The sequence below is a fragment of the Streptomyces ambofaciens ATCC 23877 genome (assembly GCF_001267885.1).
Lineage (GTDB): Bacteria > Actinomycetota > Actinomycetes > Streptomycetales > Streptomycetaceae > Streptomyces > Streptomyces ambofaciens.
The window spans coordinates 853,200-873,265 of sequence record NZ_CP012382.1; the positions used below are offsets into that span (position 1 = coordinate 853,200).

Genomic DNA, 20,066 nt, shown 5'->3' on the forward strand with positions numbered 1-20,066 from the left:
CCGGGCCGGCGCCCGGCCCCGAGCACGGCGGAGGTGAGAACGGATGAGCACGACCGTGGGAATCGGACGTATCCCCGTACGGGACGTCCACCCGGTGGTGGAGTACGGCCGGCGCCCGGCGAAGGCGGTGGCGGGAGAGACGTTCGAGGTCACCGCCTCCGTGTTCCGCGAGGGACACGACGCGGTGGCCGCCAACGTCGTGCTGAAGGATCCGGAGGGGCGGCCGGGCCCGTGGACGCCGATGCGGGAGCTGGCCCCGGGCAGCGACCGCTGGGGCGCCGAGGTCACCCCGGGCGCCCCGGGCAACTGGACCTACCGGGTGGAGGCCTGGAGCGACCCGGTCAGTACCTGGAAGCACCACGCGCGCATCAAGGTGCCGGCGGGCATCGACACCGGCCTCGTCCTGGAGGAGGGGGCCGAGCTGTACCGGCGGGCCGCCGCGGGGGTGCCGAAGGACGCCGGGCGCGACGCGGTCCTGGCCGCCGCCACCGCCCTGCTCGACGACACGCTGCCCGTGGCCACCCGGCTGGCGGCGGCGTTGACGCCGCAGGTGGACGCGGTGCTGGCCCGCCATCCGCTGCGGGAGCTGGTCACCAGCTCCGACCCGCTGCCCCTGCTGGTGGAACGCGAACGCGCCCTCTACGGCGCCTGGTACGAGTTCTTCCCCCGCTCCGAGGGCACTCCCGAGCAGCCCCACGGCACCTTCCGCACCGCCGCCCGCCGGCTGCCCGCCATCGCCGCGATGGGCTTCGACGTCGTCTACCTCCCACCCGTCCACCCCATCGGCACCACCCACCGCAAAGGCCGCAACAACACCCTCTCCGCCACCCCCGACGACGTCGGCGTCCCCTGGGCCATCGGCTCCCCCGAGGGCGGCCACGACGCGATCCACCCCGACCTGGGCACCCTCGACGACTTCGACCACTTCGTCACCGAGGCCGCCCGCCACGGTCTGGAGATCGCCCTCGACTTCGCCCTCCAGTGCTCCCCCGACCACCCCTGGGTCGACAAACACCCCGAGTGGTTCCACCACCGCCCCGACGGCACCATCGCCCACGCCGAGAACCCGCCCAAGAAGTACCAGGACATCTACCCCATCGCCTTCGACGCCGACCTGGAGGGACTGGTCGCCGAGACGGTCCGCGTCCTGCGCCACTGGATGGACCACGGCGTGCGGATCTTCCGCGTCGACAACCCCCACACCAAACCCGTCGTCTTCTGGGAACGGGTCATCGGCGAGATCAACACCGCCGACCCCGACGTCATCTTCCTCGCCGAGGCCTTCACCCGCCCCGCGATGATGCACACCCTGGCCCAGATCGGCTTCCAGCAGTCCTACACCTACTTCACCTGGCGCAACACCAAGCAGGAACTGACGGAGTACCTCACCGAACTGACGGGGGAGGCCGCCTCCTACATGCGGCCCAACTTCTTCGCCAACACCCCCGACATCCTGCACGCCTACCTCCAGCACGGCGGCCGCCCCGCCTTCGAGGTCCGCGCCGTCCTGGCCGCCACCCTCTCCCCCACCTGGGGCATCTACAGCGGCTACGAACTCTGCGAGAACACCCCCCTGCGCGAGGGCGGCGAGGAATACCTCGACAGCGAGAAGTACCAGCTCACCCCCCGCGACTGGGCCGCCGCCGAACGCGAGGGCCGCACCATCGCCCCCCTCATCACCAGGCTCAACACCGTCCGACGGGACCATCCCGCGCTGCACCGGCTCAGGAACCTGCGCTTCCACCGGACCGACAACGACGCGCTCATCGCGTACAGCAAGCGCGTGGGGTCCGACGTCGTGCTGGTGGTCGCCAACCTCGACCCCCGTCATCCGCAGGAGGCCACGATCTCGCTCGACATGCCGCAGCTCGGTCTCGACTGGCACGAGACGGTGCCGGTCCACGACGAACTCACCGGCGAGACCTACCACTGGGGCCGGACGAACTACGTGCGGCTGGAGCCCGGCCGGGCCCCCGCTCACGTCTTCCACGTCCGGCGGCCGTCCGCCGCAGCTCCCCAGAAGGGAAGGTCAGCAGCCTCATGAGCGTGAACGAGCCCGTCCCGGACAAGTTTGAGGACACACCGGCCAGGGACCGGGACCCGGACTGGTTCAAACGAGCCGTCTTCTACGAGGTCCTCGTCCGCTCCTTCCAGGACAGCAACGGCGACGGCGTCGGCGACCTCAAGGGCCTCACCGCCAAGCTGGACTACCTGCAGTGGCTCGGGGTGGACTGCCTGTGGCTGCCGCCCTTCTTCAAGTCACCGCTGCGGGACGGCGGCTACGACGTCTCCGACTACACCGCCGTCCTGCCCGAGTTCGGCGACCTGGCCGACTTCGTCGAGTTCGTGGACGCCGCCCACCAGCGCGGCATGCGCGTGATCATCGACTTCGTCATGAACCACACCAGCGACCAGCACCCGTGGTTCCAGGAGTCGCGCAAGGACCCGGACGGCCCCTACGGCGACTACTACGTCTGGGCGGACGACGACACCCGCTACTCCGACGCCCGCATCATCTTCGTCGACACCGAGGCGTCGAACTGGACCTTCGACCCGGTGCGGGGCCAGTACTACTGGCACCGCTTCTTCTCCCACCAGCCGGACCTCAACTACGAGAACCCGGCCGTCCAGGAGGAGATCCTGGCCGCCCTGAAGTTCTGGCTCGACCTCGGCATCGACGGCTACCGGCTCGACGCCGTCCCCTACCTGTACGCCGAAGAGGGCACGAACTGCGAGAACCTGCCCGCCAGCCACGCCTTCCTCAAGCGCGTCCGCAGCGAGATCGACGCGCACTACCCCGACACCGTGCTGCTGGCGGAGGCCAACCAGTGGCCGGAGGACGTGGTCGACTACTTCGGCGACTACGCCTCCGGCGGCGACGAGTGCCACATGGCCTTCCACTTCCCGGTCATGCCCCGCATCTTCATGGCCGTGCGCCGCGAGTCCCGCTACCCGGTCTCCGAAATCCTCGCCAAGACCCCGGCCATCCCGTCCGGCTGCCAGTGGGGCATCTTCCTGCGCAACCACGACGAGCTGACCCTGGAGATGGTCACCGACGAGGAACGCGACTACATGTACGCGGAGTACGCCAAGGACCCGCGCATGCGCGCCAACATCGGCATCCGCCGGCGGCTCGCCACCCTGCTGGACAACGACCGCGACCAGATCGAGCTGTTCACCGCACTGCTGCTCGCCCTCCCGGGATCACCGATCCTCTACTACGGCGACGAGATCGGCATGGGCGACAACATCTGGCTCGGCGACCGCGACGCGGTCCGCACCCCGATGCAGTGGACACCGGACCGCAACGCCGGCTTCTCGACCTGCGATCCGGGCCGCCTGTACCTGCCCACGATCATGGACCCGGTCTACGGCTACCAGGTGACCAACGTCGAGGCCTCCATGGCCTCGCCCTCGTCCCTGCTGCACTGGACGCGCCGCATGATCGAGATCCGCAAGCAGAACCCGGCCTTCGGCCTCGGCACCTACACCGAGCTGCCCTCGTCCAACCCCGCCGTGCTGGCCTTCCTGCGGGAGTACGAGGACGACCTGGTGCTGTGCGTGAACAACTTCGCGCGGTTCGCCCAGCCCACCGAGCTCGACCTGCGCGAGTTCGCCGGACGCCACCCGGTCGAACTCTTCGGCGGGGTCCGCTTCCCCGCCATCGGCGAACTGCCGTACCTGCTGACCCTCGGGGGCCACGGCTTCTACTGGTTCCGGCTCACCCGAGTCGCATCCCGCATCGGCCGCCGCGTTTGAGCTCGGGCCGAGGAAAGGACGCGTCACCATGCCGAAGACCGCATCCCTGCGCCCCAGACGCAGGCAACTCGCCGAGCCCATGGAGTCACTCGGCGAGCTGCTGCGGGAGTGGCTGCCGCGCCAGCGCTGGTTCGCGGGCAAGGACCGGCCCGTGGCCGAGCTGGGTCTGCTGTCGATGACCGAGCTCTTCCCGGGCTGCCTGCACCTGCTGGTGCACACCGGGCACGGCCCCGTGCCCGCTCCGGGCGGTGCTCCCCAGGCCGGGGACTGCTACCAGCTGCTGCTGGGCGTGCGCGAGCAGCCCTCGCCGCGCCTGGGCCGTGCGCTCATCGGGCAGGTGCAGGACGGCCCGCTGGCCGGCCGGACGGTCTACGACGCGCTGCACGACCCCCGGTCGGCCCAGTTGCTCCTGGAACGGCTCAGGCAGCCCGGCAAGGCGGGCCCGCTGCGCTTCGAGTCCGACCCCTCGCGGCCGGTGCCCGGCGGACTCGTACCGCGGCTGCTGGACGCCGAGCAGTCCAACTCCTCGCTGATCTACGGCGACGAGTTCATCCTGAAGCTGTTCCGGCGCATCCAGCCGGGCGTCAACCCCGACCTCGAGGTACCGGACGCGTTGGCCCGGCAGGGCTGCGGCCGGGTCCCGGCACCGGTCGCCTGGATGCGCACGACCCACCCGTACGAGGCGACGCTCGGGGTGCTCCAGCCCTTCCTGCACGACGCCTCCGACGGCTGGACCCTCGCCCTCGACGCGCTGGCCTCCGGGGACGACTTCACGGCGCAGGCCCATGAGCTGGGGCGGGCGATGGCCGACGTGCACCTCGCGCTGGCCTCGGCCTTCCCGGCCGGTCCGCCCGGGGAGAACGACCGGACCGCCGCGGCGATGACCGAGCGGCTCACCTCCGCCGCGCACTGCGTACCGGCCCTGCGGCCCTTCGTCCCCGGGCTGCGGGCGGCCTTCGCGGCGCTGTCCACCTGCGACTCCGGGCCGCCCGCCCAGCGCATCCACGGCGACCTGCACCTGGGGCAGGTGCTGCGGGCCGGCCGGGACTGGTTCGTCATCGACTTCGAGGGCGAGCCGTCCCGTCCGCTGTCCGAACGGCGCAGCGCCCACTCCCCCGTGCGGGACATCGCGGGCATGCTGCGTTCCTTCGACTACGCCGCCCGGCAGCGCCGCCCGTGGCGCCCCGAGTGGGCGCGCCGCTGCCGGGAGGCCTTCTGCGCCGGTTACGCCGCCCGCGCCGGGTGGGACCCCCGCAAGAAGCACGGCCTGCTGCGCGCCTACGAGACGGACCGCGCCGTGTATGAGGTGCTGTACGAGGCCCGGCACCGCCCCGACTGGCTTCCCGTACCCATGGCGGCGATCGAACGACTCGCCGTGAGAGGAGACTGACCCGTGGCCCTCCGCGACACCTCGCTCCCCGAGCCGTCCGGTCCCGTCCCGCCCGCTCCCGGGGCGTGCGGGACCGCACCGCCCCTGGACCCCACCGACCGGGGGCGCCTCCTGGCGGGCGCCCACCACGACCCGCACGCCCTGCTCGGTGCCCATCCGGTGCCCGGCGGCATCGCCTTCCGGGCGCTGCGCCCGTTCGCCCGCGAGGTGAGCGTGGTGGTCGACGGCGAGCGCCACGCCCTCGTGTCGGAGGAGGACGGCCTGTTCTCCGCCGTGCTTCCCCTGCCGCGCATCCCGGCGTACACCCTCGTGGTGACGTACGCGGAGGGCGAGCAGGAGACGCACGACCCGTACCGGTTCCTGCCCGCCCTCGGTGAGCTGGACCTGCACCTGGTCGCCGAGGGGCGGCACGAGCAGCTGTGGCGGGCGCTGGGCGCGGAGCCGATGACCCACGAGGGCGTCACCGGCACCCGGTTCACGGTGTGGGCGCCGAACGCCCAGGGGGTGAGGGTCGCCACGGACTTCACCCACTGGGACGGCACGGCGTTCCCGATGCGCTCGCTCGGCTCGTCCGGGGTGTGGGAGCTGTTCCTGCCCGGCGTCGGCGAGGGCACCCGGTACAAGTTCGAGATCCACTCGCGGTACGGGCACCGGTTCCTGAAGGCGGACCCGATGGCGCGCCGGACCGAGGAGCCCCCGAACACGGCGTCCGTCGTGACCGCCTCGCACTACGAGTGGGACGACGCCGAGTGGATGCGCACCCGCGCCGACCGGCCCGTGCACGAGGCGCCGTTCTCCGTGTACGAGGTGCACCTGCCGTCCTGGCGTCCGGGACTGACCTACCGCGAGCTGGCGGACGTGCTGCCCGCCTACGTCAGCGATCTGGGCTTCACCCACGTCGAGCTGATGCCGGTCGCCGAGCACCCCTACGGCCCGTCCTGGGGCTACCAGGTCACCGGCTTCTACGCGCCGACCGCGCGGCTCGGCTCGCCCGACGACTTCAAGTACCTCGTCGACGCCCTGCACCGGGCGGGCCTCGGCGTGATCATGGACTGGGTGCCGGCGCACTTCCCGAAGGACGACTGGGCGCTGGCCCGCTTCGACGGGGACCCGCTGTACGAGCCCGGGGACGAGCGGCGCGCGACCCACCCGGACTGGGGGACGTACACCTTCGACTTCGCGCGGACCGAGGTGCGCAACTTCCTCGTGGCCAACGCGGTGTACTGGTGCGAGGAGTTCCACATCGACGGGCTGCGGGTCGACGCCGTCGCCTCGATGCTCTACCTGGACTACTCGCGCGACTCCGGCCAGTGGGAGCCCAACCAGTACGGCGGCCGGGAGGACCTGGCGGCCATGGCGTTCCTCCAGGAGATGAACGCGACCGTCTACCGGCGCTGCCCCGGCGTGGTGACGATCGCCGAGGAGTCGACCGCGTGGGGCGGGGTGACCCGGCCGACGGACACCGGCGGGCTCGGCTTCGGCCTGAAGTGGAACATGGGCTGGATGCACGACTCGCTGGAGTACGTCGCCCACGAGCCGGTGCACCGCAAGTACCACCACCACGAGATGACCTTCTCGATGGTGTACGCCTACAGCGAGAACTACTGCCTGCCGATCTCCCACGACGAGGTCGTGCACGGCAAGCAGGCGCTGGTGTCGAAGATGCCGGGCGACTGGTGGCAGCGCCGCGCCAACGTCCGCGCCTACCTCGGCTTCATGTGGGCGCACCCCGGCAAGCAGCTGCTCTTCATGGGCCAGGAGTTCGCCCAGGGCGCCGAATGGTCGGAGAAGCAGGGCCCGGAGTGGTGGCTGCTGGACGAGGGCTACCACTCGGCGGCCGACCACCGCGGTGTGCAGGACCTGGTCCGCGAACTCAACACCCGCTACGCGCGGACCCCGGCCCTGTGGCAGCGGGACACCGACCCGGCCGGTTTCCGGTGGGTCGCCGTGGACGCGGCGGAGGACAACGTCTTCGCGTTCCTGCGCTTCGACGCGGACGGCGCTCCGTTGCTGGCGGTGACGAACTTCTCCCCGGTCGTGCGGCACGAGTACGCGCTCGCGGTCGGCGACGAGGCCGTCGCCTGGCAGGAGGTCCTCAACACCGACGCCGAGGAGTACGGGGGCAGCGGCGTGAGCAACGCCGACCCGGTCAAGCCCGAGGACGGGAGCATCCGGATCACCCTGCCCCCGCTGGCCACGGTGTGGCTGAGGCCGTACACCCTGTGAGACGGGACGGCGCGACGAGGTGTCCGGCCGCCCTGCCGGGGCATTCGGTGATCCTGCGAACGGGACGACCTCGTCGTCGCCGCGGCCGGGCTCACAGAAAGGCGGCATCACGTGCGCACCGTCGGAGTGGAGGAGGAACTCCTCCTGGTCGACCCCCTCAGCGGCGAGCCGCGGGCACTGTCCGCCGCCGTCCTCGCCCGGGCCTCGCTGGACGACGCGGAGCAGGACGTCTTCGAGAAGGAGCTGCACGAGCAGATGCTCGAGTTCGCCACGCATCCGCAGGCGGACATGGAACAGCTGCACGCGGAGATCGTGCGCTGCCGTGAGGAGGCCGGGCGGCACGCCGGCGGGATCGGCTGCGCCGTCGCCGCGCTCGCCACGTCGCCGCTGCCGGTCACCCCCTCGATCGGCATGAACCGCCGGTACGACTGGATGGCCGACCAGTACGGCGTGGTCGTCCACGAGCAGCTCGTCCTGGGCTGCCACGTGCACGTGTCCGTGGAGTCCGACGAGGAGGGCGTCGCGGTGATCGACCGGGTGCGGCCCTGGCTGCCGCTGCTCACCGCGCTGAGCGCGAACTCCCCGTTCTGGCAGGGCAGGGACTCCTCGTACAGCAGCTACCGCAGCCGGGTCTGGCAGCGCTGGCCGTCGGCGGGTCCGACGGAGCTGTTCGGATCGGCGGAGACCTACCACCGGCGGGTCGCGGACATGGTCGCCACCGGCACGATCCTGGACGAGGGGATGATCTACTTCGACGTCCGGCTGTCGCAGCGGTACCCGACGGTGGAGTTCCGGGTCATGGACGTCTGCCTGGACGCGAGCACCGCCGTCCTCATCGCCGCGCTGGCCCGCGCCCTGGTCGAGACGGCCGCGCGGGAGTGGCGGGAGGGCACGGAGCCGGCCGGGCACAGCGTGAGCCTGCTGCGCCTCGCGGCCTGGCGGGCCGCCCGCTCCGGGATGACGGAGGAGCTGCTGCATCCGGCGACGATGCGGCGGATGCCGGCCGAGACGGTCCTGCGGGCGCTGCTGGAGCACGTCGAGGAGGCGCTGGCGGCCGCCGGCGACCTCGACCGGGTGCGGGACGGCGTCGAGGAACTGCTGCGAAGCGGCAACGGCGCCCGGGTGCAGCGGGAACTGCTGGAGCGCACGGGCAGCCTGCGGGACGTCGTCACCGAGTGCGTGCGCCGTACGCAGGCGGTGTGAGACGCCCCGCGGGGCGCACGCGGCCGGCCCGCTCTCAGAGCATCAGGACCAGGGCGTAACCGAGGAAGCCCGCGGCGACGAGCACCACGAGGGCCAGGATCACCGTCAGCGGCGCCTTGGCCCAGCCTCTGGGCGGGTTGTTCCCCTCCCACGGTCCGGCTTCGGACATGCTGCTCTCCCCCGGCGGGGTCTCGCCGGGCGGTACGCCCCCTCCCGGTGTCAGTCCGGTGGTGCGGTCGGGTTCCGGATCGGGATTCACGTAGGTCATGACGACCGGGTCCCCCGATCCGCCGAGATCACCGGCCGGGATCACTTCTGCCGTCCCGGCCCCCCGCCGCCTGCGGCTCGGCTAGATTCCGAGCACCGCCGACGACGGTGCGCGGCGGTGCTCGTCGGTGCTCGTCCCGGTCCGCCGTCCGCCCACGTCAGGAGCCAGCGCATGCGCGACCTCGCTCTCGCTCCCCCGGCCGTCCCGCCCCTGACCGGCGGGCTCGCCGACAGCCTCTTCGAGAGGGCCGCCCGCGAGCCGACCCTGCCGATGCTCGCCCGCCGTACCCACCCGGACTCCGCCGTCTGGCAGGAGGTGACGGCCGTGGAGTTCCGCGACGAGGTGGTCGACCTGGCCAAGGGGCTGATCGCGTGCGGGATCGCGCCGGGCGACCGGGTGGCGATCCTGGCCCGCACCCGGTACGAGTGGACGGTCTTCAGCTACGCGCTGTGGGCGGTGGGCGCCGAGGTCGTGCCGATCTATCCGACGTCCTCGCGCGACCAGGTCGAGTGGATCCTGCGGGACGCGGGCTGTGTGGCCGTGGTGGTCGAGGACGAACAGAGCGTGATGACCGTCGGCTCGGTGTGCGCGTCGCTGCCGTCGCTGCGCCACGTCTGGCAGCTGGACGCGGGCGCGCTCGACACGGTCGTGGCGCGCGGCGAGTACCTGCCGTACACCACGGTCGACTCCATGCGCCGCATCGTGCTGCCGGACTCCACCGCGGTCGTCGCCTACACCTCGGGCACCTCCGGCCGTGCCATGGGCTGCGCGCTGAGCCACCGCAGCCTGGCCAGTCCGTGCGACACGCTCCTCGCCGGCTGGGGGCACACGGTGGCGCCCCCCGGTGAGCAGGGCGCCGTCCTCGCGTTCCTGCCCTTCTCGCACGTGTACGGGCTGATGATCCAGAGCCTGTGCGTCCGGGGCGGGCTGCTCATGGCGCACGAACCGGCGATGACCGACGAGGCGCTCTCCTCGGCCCTGCGGACCTTCCGCCCCACGTACCTCTACGCCGTCCCGTCGGTGCTGGAGAAGCTCTACAAGAACTTCCTGCGCACGGCACAGCAGGCGGGCCGGGGGGCGCTGTTCGAGCGGGCCGCCGGCACGGCGCGCGACTTCGCCGCCGCGCTGGAACGCCAGCGGCTGGGCCGGGGGGCGGGGCCGGGCTTCGACCTCCGTCTCCAGCACGCCCTGTACGAGCGGACGGTCTACCGCCGCCTGCGGACCGCGCTGGGCGGCCGGGTGCGCCGGGCGACGTCCGGCGGTTCACCGCTCAGCCGCGAGCTGTCCCTCTTCTACGAGGGCATCGGCGTGTACGTCCACGACGGCTACGGCCTGACGGAGACCAGCGGCGGGCTGACGATGCAGCCGCTGGGCCGGGAGAAGTCCGGCACCGTCGGACAGCCGCTGCCCGGCACGGAGATCCGGGTGGCCGACGACGGGGAGATCCTGGTGCGCGGGCCGTCGATGTTCCAGGGGTACGTCGGCGACGAGGCCGCCACCCGTCAGGTGCTGCGCGACGGCTGGCTGGCCACCGGGGACCTCGGGCACCTGGACGACGAGAACTACCTGGCGATCACGGGCCGCAAGAAGGACGTCATCATCACCAGCGGCGGCAAGAGCGTGGCCCCGGCCGCCCTGGAGGAGCGGCTGCGCATGCACCCGCTCGTCCACCAGGCCGTGGTCGTGGGTGACAACCGGCCCTGCGTCGGCGCACTGATCACGCTCGACCCGCAGTTCCTGACGCACTGGCGGGCGGGCCTGGCCCTCCAAGGGGACGCCCCGGCCCGCGAGGCACGCGAGGAGAACGCCCTGCGCGAGGAGGTCGCGCGGGCGGTCGCCGCGGCCAACAGCGCCGTGTCGCGTTCGGAGTCCATCCGGGTCTTCCGTGTCCTGCCGGAACCGTTCGACGTGGCCAACGGGCTGCTCACGCCGTCGATGAAACTCCGGCGGGACGAGATCGTGCGGACCTACGCCTTCGAGATCGACGCCATGTACGAGGCCCGGTCCCGGCGACCGCCCCAGGCGACGTTTCCGGAGCAGGCCGCCTGGGAGGACTCGGACAACGTCTTCCTGCGCTGACGCCCGGCGCTGACCGCCCGCTCGCCACGCCCGGTGACGCGCGCGGTGGGTGACGCCCCGTTCACCCCCGGCCACCGGCCCCGGGGTCCGGCACAACGAGGCGCGTAGGGTCGGCCCGCTCGGGAACTAAGAGACGAAGGGAATACGACGAAGGGACAACGCCCGGCATCGGCCGGGCCGGGAAGGCGAGATGGCAGCCGAGTCGCGTTGGGACAGGACACTGGCTTCCGAGGAGATCACGAACCGCACCGCCAGCTTCACCGGAGAGCTGCACAACGTGACCGGGGCACGCCTGGTCGCGGAGGAGTTCCTCTTCGATCTGGCCCGTGCGGCGCCACCCTCGGCGCCCGAGCACTGGGACGACATCCTTCTCGTCGTCACGGAGCTGGCGGCGAACGCGGTGCAGTACGCCCCCGGGCCCTTCCAGCTACGGCTGCGCCGCACCTTCGACGGGGTGCACGTGGTCATGCACGACACCAGTACCACGGAGCCCGCGCCGCGCGCCTTCCACCCGAACAGCGGCGGCGGCGGCATCGGCTGGCATCTGATCCACACCCTGTCCGACCAGGTGAGCGTGGTCACGGGCGAGCGGGGCAAGGACATCCACGTCTTCCTGCCCTGGTGACCGCGGCCTCCTGCCCGGGTGACCGCGGCCGCTCCGGTCAGCGGGCGCCCGTGTCCCGCAGGGGCACCAGCGCCCTGATGGTCTTGCCGCCCTCCGGGCGCCGGTCGACCGCGATGTCCCGGGTCAGGCGGGCCACGAGCGGCCAGCCGTAGCCGCTGCCCCGGTGCGTGGTGGGGAAGGCGTGCACGGCCCGGGGCACCACCGCGCTGTTGTCGTGGACGGCGATCCACACGCCCTCGCCCGTCGGCCGGACCTCGAAGCCGGCCAGCCCCTCGCCGTGCCGGATGGCGTTGGTGACCAGCTCCGAGACCACCAGCAGCAGGTCGACGACGTCTTCCTCCCGCACCCCGCGACCCGCACCCCAGTGCGTGCGGGCCACCGACTCCGCGTACGCGCGCGCGGTGGCCGCGCTGGTCACGGAGCCCGCCCCCGGTGCCTCGGCAGGGGGCGAGCCCGTACCTGCCGAGGCCGTGGTGATCCCGTCGATCGGTTTCATGTCAGTGGTGTCCCTGGTGTTCGCCGTACCGTCGTTCGGCACCGGGTCATTCCGCGGTGGTCTCCCGCGGCGGCAGCCGATGGTAGTAGTCGCCGACGGACGCCAGGTACTCCCGGTCCATCGTCTCGCTGTCGGTCCGGAACCGGGGCGCGGCCTTGACCTCCGCCCTGGTGCAGGCCACCGTGACCGTGCGGGCCTCGGTGTCGATGCCCCGGACCATGCCGACCGGCACGAGCACGCTCCGGCCGAAGACCCAGACGCCGGTGTCGACGACCAGGTGCCGCATGCCGAAGTGTTCGGCCTGCCGGTCGACGTGACCGATGGTGCCGTCGCCGGCGACGACGGTGCAGCCCGTCAGGTCCTGTCCCTCCACGTGACCGCTGCCCACCGCGTACGACCAGATGCTCTCCATCGGCACGCTGTCCCTTTCCTCCCGTGTCGGTGATGACGACTGTGGGGCCGGGCGGACGCCACGGGCCGGTCCGGCTCCACAGCAGCGGATACCCGGCCGGGGCCGCCGCATTCGGTCCGGCCGCGGATCGGCCGCGGGAAATCCGGCCGGGTACCCGCCGACCGGCCCTCCATGCACACCGTGCCTCGTCCGAGCACCGTTCTCCGCCCTCTGGCATCCCGCTTTGGTGCACGCCCCGCACCTGGGTTAGCCTCTGGCGTATTTTTCTCATGGGGCAGATCCGTGAACTGCGGAAATGCGCGCGCAGCAGGCCGGACCGCGCGATCGGTCCGGAGGGGGTTCCGAGTCCTCGCTCCGAGGGCTCCTGGGGAGCGGAACGAGGGTGCGAATGACCAGCGACAGCACCGGGACCGTGGAATCGGTTCCGGGCGATCAGGAGTTGCGCCGTCTGCTGGCGGGCCTGACCGCCGTACGGGACGGCGACTTCGGCACCCGCCTGCCGGACGAGGCGGACGGCCTGATGGGTGACATCGCCAAGGTCTTCAACGGCATGGTGGACCAGTTGTCCGTGTTCACCTCGGAGGTCACCCGGGTGGCCCGCGAGGTCGGCACCGAGGGGACCCTCGGCGGGCAGGCCAGGGTGCCGGGGGTGTCGGGCACCTGGGCCGACCTGACGGACTCGGTCAACGCCATGGCGGGCAACCTGACCACCCAGGTCCGCGACATCGCCCAGGTCGCCACCGCCGTGGCCAAGGGCGACCTCTCGCAGAAGATCGACGTGGACGCCCGCGGCGAGATCCTGGAGCTGAAGAACACCATCAACACGATGGTCGACCAGCTCTCCGCCTTCGCCGACGAGGTCACCCGCGTCGCCCGCGAGGTCGGCACCGACGGACGGCTCGGCGGCCAGGCCGACGTGCAGGGCGTCAAGGGCACGTGGCGCGACCTCACCGACTCGGTGAACTTCATGGCGGGCAACCTGACCAACCAGGTCCGCAACGTCGCCCAGGTCGCCACCGCCGTGGCCAAGGGCGACCTGTCGCAGAAGATCACCGTGGACGCCCGCGGCGAGATCCTGGAGCTCAAGAACACCATCAACACGATGGTCGACCAGCTCTCCGCCTTCGCCGACGAGGTCACCCGCGTCGCCCGCGAGGTCGGCACGGCCGGGAACCTGGGCGGACAGGCGCAGGTGCGCGGGGTCTCGGGCACCTGGAAGGACCTCACCGACAACGTCAACGTGATGGCGTCGAACCTGACGGGGCAGGTCCGCTCCATCGCCCAGGTCGCCACCGCCGTGGCGCGCGGCGACCTCTCGCAGCGGATCACGGTCGAGGCCAAGGGCGAGGTCGCCGCGCTGGCCGACGTCATCAACACGATGGTCGACACGCTGTCGGCCTTCGCCGACGAGGTCACCCGCGTCGCCCGCGAGGTCGGCACCGAGGGACGGCTCGGCGGCCAGGCGCACGTGCCGAACGTCGCCGGCACCTGGAAGGACCTCACCGACAACGTCAACTCCATGGCCAACAACCTCACCGGCCAGGTGCGCAACATCGCGCTGGTGACGACCGCGGTGGCCCGGGGCGACCTGTCGAAGAAGATCGACGTCGACGCGCGGGGCGAGATCCTGGAGCTGAAGACGACGATCAACACGATGGTCGACCAGCTCTCCGCCTTCGCCGACGAGGTCACCCGCGTCGCCCGCGAGGTCGGCACCGAGGGACGGCTCGGCGGCCAGGCGGAGGTCGAGGGTGTCTCCGGCACCTGGAAGCGCCTCACGGAGAACGTCAACGAGCTGGCGGGCAACCTCACACGGCAGGTCCGCGCGATCGCGGAGGTCACCTCGGCCGTCGCCGAGGGCGACCTGACGCGCTCCATCAACGTGGAGGCGTCCGGCGAGGTCGCCGAGCTCAAGGACAACATCAACGCGATGGTGCAGTCCCTGCGCGAGACCACCCGGGCCAATCAGGAGCAGGACTGGCTCAAGACCAACCTCGCCCGTATCTCCGGCCTGATGCAGGGACACCGCGACCTGCCCGTGGTCGCCGAGCTGATCATGGACGAGCTGGTGCCGCTGGTGGCCGCCCAGTACGGCGCCTTCTACCTGGCGGAGGACGGCGCCGAGGGCCCCGAGCTGCGGCTGGTCGGCTCGTACGGCTACCCGGAGGACTCGGCCAAGCCCACCCGCATCGCCTTCGGCCGCACCCTGGTCGGCCAGGCCGCGCGCAGCCGCCGCACCATCGTGGTGGACGAGCTGCCGCCGGGTTACGTGACCATCTCCTCGGGGCTCGGCGAGGTGGTCCCCACCGCTCTGGTGCTGGTGCCCATCGTGGTCGAGGGACAGGTCCTGGGGGTCATCGAGCTGGCGTCGGTCGCTCCGTTCACGCAGATCAACCGGGACTTCCTGGAACTGCTGATGGAGACCATCGGCGTGAACGTCAACACGATCGTGGCCAACGCGCGCACCGACGAACTGCTCGCCGAGTCGCAGCGCCTGACCGCCGAGCTCCAGGCCCGCTCCGCGGAGCTGCAGGTGCAGCAGGAGGAGCTGCAGCGCTCCAACGCCGAGCTGGAGGACAAGGCGTCCCTGCTGGCGACGCAGAACCGGGACATCGAGGCGAAGAACCTGCAGATCGAGCAGGCGCGCCAGGAGCTGGAGGCCCGTGCCCAGCAGCTGTCGCTGGCCTCGAAGTACAAGTCGGAGTTCCTGGCGAACATGAGCCACGAGCTGCGCACCCCGCTGAACAGTCTGCTGATCCTCGCCCAGCTGCTCGCGCAGAACCCGTCGCGCAACCTCACCCCGAAGCAGGTCGAATACGCGGGCATCATCCACTCCGCGGGCTCGGACCTGCTCCAGCTGATCAACGACATCCTGGACCTGTCGAAGGTCGAGGCGGGGAAGATGGACGTCTCCCCCGAGCGGGTGACGCTGCGGCAGCTCATCGAGTACGTCGAGGCCACCTTCCGGCCCATGACGACGCAGAAGGGCCTGCAGTTCACGGTGTCGACGGCCGCCGGGGCGCCGGCGGACCTGCTGACGGACGACTCCCGGCTGCGTCAGGTGCTGCGCAACCTGCTGTCCAACGCGGTGAAGTTCACCGAGCGGGGCGGGGTGGAGCTGGCCGTCGAGCCGGCGCACGACGACGAGGTGCCCCCGGGCGTGGTCCGGGGCGGTGCCGTCGTGGCCTTCCGGGTGAAGGACACCGGCATCGGCATCCCCGAACAGAACCTGGAGTCGATCTTCGGCGCCTTCCAGCAGGCGGACGGCACGACCAGCCGCAAGTACGGCGGCACCGGACTCGGCCTGTCCATCACCCGGGAGATGGCCCAGCTGCTCGGCGGCGCCGTCACCGTGGACAGCACCCCCGACCGGGGCAGCACCTTCACCCTGTTCCTGCCGGCGGCCCGGCCCGACTTCGAGGACCTGCTGGCGCGGGGCCCGGAGCACGTGCCGGCCGAGTCGCCGGCCGACGTGCTCACCCGCCCGGCGCCGGTGCCCGAGCTCACGAGCGGCCAGCGGCAGCGCCCCCGGCGGCTGCTCGTCGTCGAGGAGCGTCCGCGCGGTCTGCTGACCCTCGTGGCGGAGAGCGTGATCACCGACCTGACGCACGGACGCGACGACGCGGGCGACCGGCCGCCCCTCGACGTCATCACGGCCGTCGGGGCGCAGGAGGCCGCGGGGGCGCTGGCGGCCGAGCCGTGCCACTGCGTCGTCCTGGAGCTGGGCATGCGGGACGACGAGGCGTCCCGCTTCCTGCGGGCTCTGCGGGGCGACTCGGCGCTGGCGAGCGTGCCGGTGCTGGTGCACAGCGGTCACCGTGCGGACGCGGCCCTGGAGGAGAGCCTGCGTTCGGGCACGCAGGACGGGGCGCTGGAGTTCCTGTCCAGCCTCGACGAGCTGCGGGAGCGCATCGCGCTGCACCTGGCCGCCGAGGAGCCCGGGGACGTGCTCTCCCTGGTCCGGCCCGAGGAACCGCAGTACCTGGCCCCGCAGACCGTGGACGACTCGTCCGCCGGGCGCACCGTCCTCGTCGTCGACGACGACGCGCGCAACCTCTTCGCGCTCAGCGGCATCCTGGAGCTGCACGGCTTCCGGGTCCTGCACGCGGAGAACGGACGCCGGGGCATCGAGACGCTGATCGACCACCCGGAGGTCGCGCTCGTCCTCATGGACGTGATGATGCCGGAGATGGACGGCTACACGGCGACCGCCGAGATCCGCCGCATCCCCCGGTACGCGGAGCTGCCGATCATCGCCGTCACCGCGAAGGCGATGCCCGGCGACCGGGAGAAGAGCCTCGCCTCGGGCGCCAGTGACTACGTCACCAAGCCCGTCGACACCCAGGACCTCATCGCCTGCGTCCGACGGTGGCTGCCGGCATGAGCGCGCCGGCCCCCGTCCCGTACACCGGTGGGCCGGGCGGTGCGCGACGCGTCCCGTCGTGCACCGTGGCGGTCTCCAGCCGAGGAGCGTCCCCATCGTGAGCATGTCCGAGCAGCCCCGCGAAGCGGTCGGCGGCACCCCGCCCGACCCGCCCGACCCGTCCGCCACGCCGCCCGCGGTCCTGGGGCCGCCGCAGTCCCGCATGGTCGACGGGCCGGCCGCCGACCTGCGCGGCATGACCCCGCTGTCCCCCGTGGGCAGGCTGGCCGCCACCGTGGACCGGCTCAGCCGCGAGGTGCGTGCCGCCCAGGCGGAGGCCGAGGGCCGGGCTCTGATCGAGCTCGCCAAGGGCATCCTGGTGGCCCGGCTCGGGTGCGGTCCGGCGCAGGCCGCCCGCCAGCTCGCCGAGCTGGCCGAGCAGTCGCAGGTGACCCCGCTGGAGTTCGCGGTCGACGTCATCAACCAGGCCGCCCGGGACCGCGTGTCGGAGGTGACGGACGCCTTCCTCTCCGCCACCGCCGCCGTGCAGAGCGCGGACACCGAGGACGGCGCCGCCGACGGGGACGCGGTGGCGGAGTCGGCCGCCGTGCGCCTGCGGGCGGCCGAGAGCGGCGCGCTCGCCGCGGACGACACCCAGGCCGTCGCCGACGCCCTGCTGGAGCAGGCGCTGCGCCCGCTCGGCGCGGCCGCCGTGGCCATCTGGGCCGCCGGGCACGACGGGTCGCTCACGCTGGCCGGCAGCGCGGGCTTCTCCGCGGCCGAGGCCGCCCGCTGGCGGTACGTGCCGCCGGACGTGGCGACGGTGGCCCGCTCCGGGCTGACGGAGCGCGCGGGTCAGTGGATCACCTCCCTGGCCGGGACGGGCCTGCCCAGTGTGGGCCGGCACCAGTACCCGGACGGCGGCAGGGTCGCGGTCCCCGCCGGTACCGGGGGGCGCATCCACGGCGTACTGGAGATCGCCTGGCCGGTGCCGCTGTCACCGCAGCCGCCCCAGGTGGTGCGGCAGGTGGAGGCCCTGGCGGAGCTGTGCGCGCACACGCTGGAGTCGTACACGCCACCGCAGGGCGCGGGGCCGGAGCCGCGGGTCATGCCGGACGCCGTGGAACTGATGGACCTGGCCGACGGACTGCACGACCCCGCACTGGTCCTGGTGCCGCACCTGGACGCGGACGGTCACCTGGCGGACTTCCGCATCCAGCACGTGAACAAGCGCTTCCTGGACCCCGCCGGACGGCCGCGGGCCGTCGTGGGCGGCGCGCTGCTGCTGGAGGCCTATCCGATGGCCGCCGGCGACAGCGAGCTGTTCCGCAGCGTGGAGCGGGTGTACGCCACGGGTGAGCCCTTCCGGGCCCGGCGCATGAACCTGACCGCCCTGGTGGACCAGGTGCCGCTGTCGGCGATCGCGGACATCAGCGTCAGCCGGCACGGCAACGCCGTCCTGCTCATCTGGCGCATCGAGGACGAGACGGCCCGGCTGGCCAGCCTCCTCCAGCACGCCCAGCGCCTCGGCCGCATCGGCGGCTTCGAGGAGAACCTGCTGACCGGTGAGATCACCTGGAACGGTCAGCTGTTCGACCTGTACGGACGTCCGCAGACGAGCGTCCCGGTACCGCTGGAGGAGCTGGCCGCGCACGCCCACCCGGACGACGCCGTCGCCATCGGCCGGTTCCTGCGGACGCTCCTGCACCACCAGCGGCCGGCGTCGGCGGCGTTCCGGCTGCAGCGCCCCGACGGGGTCACCCGGCACGTGCGCGTGGTGGCCGAACCGGTCCTGGACACCGACGACCGCCTCCTCGTCGTACGCGGGGCCTATCAGGACATCTCGGCCCAGCACTGGACCGAGGTGGCGCTCGCCGCGACGCGCGACCAGCTGGCGCACACCGAGCAGCAGGCCATCGAACGCAACCGGCTGACGCTTCAGCTGCAGCACGCCATCATGCCGCCGACCCAGAGCCCGCTGAAGGTGCCGGACCTCCAGGTGGCCGTCCGGTACCGGCCGGCGGAGACGGAGCAGCTGGTGGGCGGTGACTGGTACGACGCCGTGATGCTGCCGAACGGGCTGGTGCTGCTGTGCGTGGGGGACGTGGCCGGGCACGGCATAGAGGCCGCGACCAGCATGGTGGTGCTGCGCAACGCGCTGCGCGGCCTCGCGGTGACCGGTGCGGGGCCGGGACAGCTGCTGTCCTGGCTCAACATCGTGGCGCACCACCTGACGGGCGGGGTCACCGCCACGGCCGTGTGCGGCCTGTACGACCCGGCCCTGCGGACGCTGCGCTGGGCCCGGGCGGGCCATCTGCCCCCGGTCCTGGTCCGGGGCGCGGCGGCCAAGCCGCTGCCGCTGGTGCGGGGCATGCTGCTGGGCGCGGTGGCGGAGGCGGCGTACGAGGAGGACGAGGTGCAGCTGGCCGGCGAGGACACGCTGCTGATGTACACCGACGGTCTGATCGAACGCCGTGACCGCTCGGTGGAGGAGTCGCTGGCCCAGCTGCTGAGCACGGCCCGTCCGGCGCCGGTCACCCTGGACCAGCACCTGGACCGGCTGCTCACCTACAGCCGGTCCGACACGGACGACGACACGTGCCTCGTGGGCATCCGGGTCGGGTGACGGACGGCACGCGGCCCCCGAATCCGGTCTCCGCCGGACAGGTGTGGAGATCGGATTCGGGGGTAAACGCCGGGCGCGGTGGGACATGACGTGCCACCGCGCCGGCCGCTTTGTTGGAGGTACACGTGCCCATAGCCCAGAACCCGCTGTCCGTCGAGGTGTCGCTGCCGCGGGAGGAGGTCGCGCTGCTCAAGGTGGAGGGCTACCTGGACGTCGACACCGCGACCGAGTTCCAGCACCATCTGGCCAACCAGCTGCACCACGGGCGGCGGCACTTCCTGCTGGACCTGTCGGAGGTCCCGTTCATGGACTCCTCCGGCATGAACATCATCCTGCGGGTCTACCAGGAGGCGCGCGAGCTGCCGGGCAGTGTGCACATCATCTCGCCGACCCCGGCGGTGCGCCGGGTCCTGGACCTGACGGGGGTCAGCATCACCGTGCCGGTCTCCGAGAGCGTCGACGAGGCGCTCTCGCGCGTCGACGCGCAGCCGGGGGGACCTCAGGTACCCGAGGCCTGAACCCGGTTCGCTGCCGCTCGTCCGGGAGCAGGTGCCGTTCATCCGGGAGCAGGTGTCGTACGAGGTCGGCGGGTGGTTACAGTTGTCGCCCGGCAGGATCA

At 72.1% G+C, this 20,066-nt stretch carries 13 protein-coding genes; 10 read left to right on the forward strand and 3 right to left on the reverse strand.

Translation table 11 applies throughout. The features are described 5' to 3' along the window. Positions 1-43 precede the first annotated feature (43 nt). The 5 genes from SAM23877_RS03855 (at position 44) to SAM23877_RS03875 (ending at position 8,578) form a co-directional block, all read left to right on the forward strand. On the forward strand, positions 44-2,044 hold the full coding sequence (locus SAM23877_RS03855) for an alpha-1,4-glucan--maltose-1-phosphate maltosyltransferase (RefSeq protein WP_053126944.1): 2,001 nt from the start codon (positions 44-46) through the stop codon (positions 2,042-2,044). Then, complete coding sequence (gene treS, locus SAM23877_RS03860; protein ID WP_053126946.1) at positions 2,041-3,759, forward strand: maltose alpha-D-glucosyltransferase; 1,719 nt, start codon at positions 2,041-2,043, stop codon at positions 3,757-3,759. The genes SAM23877_RS03855 and treS overlap by 4 nt, the downstream gene beginning before the upstream one ends. A 28-nt stretch (positions 3,760-3,787) precedes the next feature. Beyond that, the gene (locus SAM23877_RS03865; protein WP_053126948.1) at positions 3,788-5,149 is read left to right on the forward strand and encodes a maltokinase N-terminal cap-like domain-containing protein; all 1,362 of its coding nucleotides are present in this window, start codon (positions 3,788-3,790) and stop codon (positions 5,147-5,149) included. A gap of 3 nt (positions 5,150-5,152) precedes the next feature. Beyond that, positions 5,153-7,375, forward strand: a complete 2,223-nt coding sequence (glgB, locus tag SAM23877_RS03870; RefSeq protein WP_053126950.1) for a 1,4-alpha-glucan branching protein GlgB — start codon at positions 5,153-5,155, stop codon at positions 7,373-7,375. Positions 7,376-7,486: 111 nt separating this feature from the next. After that, entirely contained in the window at positions 7,487-8,578 is a 1,092-nt protein-coding gene (locus SAM23877_RS03875) for a glutamate--cysteine ligase 2 (protein WP_053126952.1), read from the forward strand. 34 nt (positions 8,579-8,612) lie between these two features. On the opposite strand, the gene SAM23877_RS03880 is transcribed toward SAM23877_RS03875, so the two are convergent. Continuing rightward, positions 8,613-8,846 (reverse strand): DUF6480 family protein, encoded by a 234-nt coding sequence (locus tag SAM23877_RS03880; protein ID WP_053142141.1) that lies wholly within the window; start codon positions 8,844-8,846, stop codon positions 8,613-8,615. Between the two features lie 171 nt (positions 8,847-9,017). Here SAM23877_RS03880 and SAM23877_RS03885 point away from each other — a divergent pair, with 171 nt between their 5' ends. Both SAM23877_RS03885 and SAM23877_RS03890 read left to right on the forward strand, forming a co-directional pair. After that, positions 9,018-10,925: an AMP-dependent synthetase/ligase gene (locus tag SAM23877_RS03885; protein ID WP_053126954.1), complete on the forward strand. Its 1,908-nt coding sequence runs from the start codon at positions 9,018-9,020 to the stop codon at positions 10,923-10,925. Positions 10,926-11,115: 190 nt separating this feature from the next. Beyond that, positions 11,116-11,550: an ATP-binding protein gene (locus SAM23877_RS03890; RefSeq protein ID WP_053126956.1), complete on the forward strand. Its 435-nt coding sequence runs from the start codon at positions 11,116-11,118 to the stop codon at positions 11,548-11,550. 37 nt (positions 11,551-11,587) lie between these two features. Here the strand turns inward: SAM23877_RS03890 and SAM23877_RS03895 are convergent, their stop codons facing one another. After that, positions 11,588-12,046: an ATP-binding protein gene (locus tag SAM23877_RS03895; protein WP_079030632.1), complete on the reverse strand. Its 459-nt coding sequence runs from the start codon at positions 12,044-12,046 to the stop codon at positions 11,588-11,590. A gap of 46 nt (positions 12,047-12,092) precedes the next feature. Further along, a complete protein-coding gene (locus tag SAM23877_RS03900; protein WP_079030005.1) occupies positions 12,093-12,458 on the reverse strand; it encodes a PRC-barrel domain-containing protein in 366 nt (121 codons plus the stop codon). A gap of 388 nt (positions 12,459-12,846) precedes the next feature. On the opposite strand from SAM23877_RS03900, the gene SAM23877_RS03905 reads away from it, so the two are divergent. The 3 genes from SAM23877_RS03905 (at position 12,847) to SAM23877_RS03915 (ending at position 19,965) form a co-directional block, all read left to right on the forward strand. Next, entirely contained in the window at positions 12,847-16,842 is a 3,996-nt protein-coding gene (locus tag SAM23877_RS03905) for a HAMP domain-containing protein (protein ID WP_079030006.1), read from the forward strand. A gap of 202 nt (positions 16,843-17,044) precedes the next feature. Further along, positions 17,045-19,447, forward strand: coding sequence for a SpoIIE family protein phosphatase (locus SAM23877_RS03910; protein WP_053142145.1), 2,403 nt, complete (start codon positions 17,045-17,047; stop codon positions 19,445-19,447). 125 nt (positions 19,448-19,572) lie between these two features. Continuing rightward, entirely contained in the window at positions 19,573-19,965 is a 393-nt protein-coding gene (locus SAM23877_RS03915; RefSeq protein ID WP_053126964.1) for an STAS domain-containing protein, read from the forward strand. Positions 19,966-20,066: the final 101 nt, after the last annotated feature.

What these genes read in the sequence shown, in the direction of transcription:
- SAM23877_RS03880 (WP_053142141.1), bottom strand. Translation starts at nt 8,846, where the DNA reads ATGACCTACGTGAATCCCGATCCGGAACCCGACCGCACCACCGGACTG.
- treS (WP_053126946.1), top strand. Translation starts at nt 2,041, where the DNA reads ATGAGCGTGAACGAGCCCGTCCCGGACAAGTTTGAGGACACACCGGCC.
- SAM23877_RS03865 (WP_053126948.1), top strand. Translation starts at nt 3,788, where the DNA reads ATGCCGAAGACCGCATCCCTGCGCCCCAGACGCAGGCAACTCGCCGAG.
- SAM23877_RS03910 (WP_053142145.1), top strand. Translation starts at nt 17,045, where the DNA reads ATGGTCGACGGGCCGGCCGCCGACCTGCGCGGCATGACCCCGCTGTCC.
- SAM23877_RS03900 (WP_079030005.1), bottom strand. Translation starts at nt 12,458, where the DNA reads ATGGAGAGCATCTGGTCGTACGCGGTGGGCAGCGGTCACGTGGAGGGA.
- SAM23877_RS03885 (WP_053126954.1), top strand. Translation starts at nt 9,018, where the DNA reads ATGCGCGACCTCGCTCTCGCTCCCCCGGCCGTCCCGCCCCTGACCGGC.
- SAM23877_RS03890 (WP_053126956.1), top strand. Translation starts at nt 11,116, where the DNA reads ATGGCAGCCGAGTCGCGTTGGGACAGGACACTGGCTTCCGAGGAGATC.
- SAM23877_RS03905 (WP_079030006.1), top strand. Translation starts at nt 12,847, where the DNA reads ATGACCAGCGACAGCACCGGGACCGTGGAATCGGTTCCGGGCGATCAG.
- SAM23877_RS03895 (WP_079030632.1), bottom strand. Translation starts at nt 12,046, where the DNA reads ATGAAACCGATCGACGGGATCACCACGGCCTCGGCAGGTACGGGCTCG.
- SAM23877_RS03855 (WP_053126944.1), top strand. Translation starts at nt 44, where the DNA reads ATGAGCACGACCGTGGGAATCGGACGTATCCCCGTACGGGACGTCCAC.